The sequence below is a fragment of the Dietzia sp. DQ11-44 genome (assembly GCF_014145205.1).
Lineage (GTDB): Bacteria > Actinomycetota > Actinomycetes > Mycobacteriales > Mycobacteriaceae > Dietzia > Dietzia natronolimnaea.
This window is the reverse complement of sequence record NZ_JAALEC010000528.1, coordinates 1-1,337: the sequence shown is the minus strand read 5'-3', so window position 1 is coordinate 1,337 and position 1,337 is coordinate 1. Positions and strand designations below refer to the sequence as shown.

Here is a 1,337-nt window from a genome sequence, read left to right as displayed (position 1 = left end):
TCCGTCCCCGTCGCCGTCCCCGGAGAACGCGCCGGCGCCTCGTCCCCCTGCGCCGCCGGCCCAGGTCGCGCCGGCCCCACCCGGGCTCCCGGTGTTCGAGCTCCCCTGCATCGCACCGTTCTGCGTGCCGCCGCCTGCCTGAATCGCCCGCCCGGACCCCGACGCCTAGACTCGGGGCATCATGAGTGCACCCAGCGAAGAAGCGATCCGCGCCGCCCTGGCCAAGGTCGACGACCCGGAGATCAGAAAGCCGCTCACGGAGCTCGGCATGGTCAAGGGCGTCGACATCGACGAGGGATCCGGCCGGGTCGGGATAGGCATCTACCTGACGGTGGCCACGTGCCCGATGCGGGACACGATCACCGACCGGGTCCGCACCGCGGTCTCGGACGTCGCCGGTGTGGGCGAGGTCGTGGTCGAGCTCGACGTGATGAACGACGAGCAGCGCACGGAACTGCGCAAGCACCTCCGGGGGGACGCGGCCGAACCCGTCATCCCGTTCGCCCAACCGGGGAACCTCACCCGCGTGTACGCGGTCGCCTCGGGCAAGGGGGGCGTGGGCAAGTCCACCGCCACGGTCAACCTCGCGACCGCGCTCGCGTCCCGTGGACTGTCCGTGGGCGTCCTCGACGCGGACATCTACGGCCACTCGATCCCCCGCATGCTGGGCACCGATGCCCGGCCCACCCAGGTCGAGCAGATGATCCTGCCGCCGGTCGCGCACGACGTCAAGGTCATCTCGATCGCCCAGTTCACCAAGGGGAACACCCCGGTGGTGTGGCGTGGCCCCATGCTGCACCGCGCCCTCCAGCAGTTCCTGGCCGACGTGTACTGGGGCGACCTCGACGTGCTGCTGATGGACCTACCGCCGGGAACGGGTGACGTCGCCATCTCGATCGCCCAACTCATCCCGTCGGCGGAGATCCTCGTGGTGACCACACCGCAGCAGGCCGCCGCCGAGGTGGCCGAACGGGCGGGGTCGATCGCTCTCCAGACCCGTCAGCGGATCGCGGGCGTCATCGAGAACATGTCGTGGCTCGAACTCCCCGACGGCACCCGCATGGACGTCTTCGGCACCGGCGGTGGGGCCGAGGTCGCGGCGAACCTCTCACGCTCCGTGGGGGCACCGGTGCGCCTGCTCGGCCAGGTGCCGCTCGAGCAGGCCGTCCGGGAGCACGGCGACGAGGGCACCCCGATCGTCCTGGCGGAGCCGGATTCACCGTCCGGCAGGGCGTACAGGGAGATCGCGGACGGACTGGCCGTCCGGCCGCGCGGACTGGCGGGGATGAACCTCGGGATCGACACCACGCGCCACCTCTGACCGCCGGACCGGCCGG

1 protein-coding gene is annotated in these 1,337 nt (G+C 71.6%); it reads left to right on the top strand.

Annotated features, from left to right (window positions below):
- Nucleotides 1-181: 181 nt before the first annotated feature.
- On the top strand, nt 182-1,321 hold the full coding sequence (locus G6018_RS12950; RefSeq protein WP_179525585.1) for an Mrp/NBP35 family ATP-binding protein: 1,140 nt from the start codon (nt 182-184) through the stop codon (nt 1,319-1,321).
- Nucleotides 1,322-1,337: the final 16 nt, after the last annotated feature.

Coding starts and splice junctions, on each gene's coding strand:
- G6018_RS12950 (WP_179525585.1), top strand. CDS start 182: ATGAGTGCACCCAGCGAAGAAGCGATCCGCGCCGCCCTGGCCAAGGTC.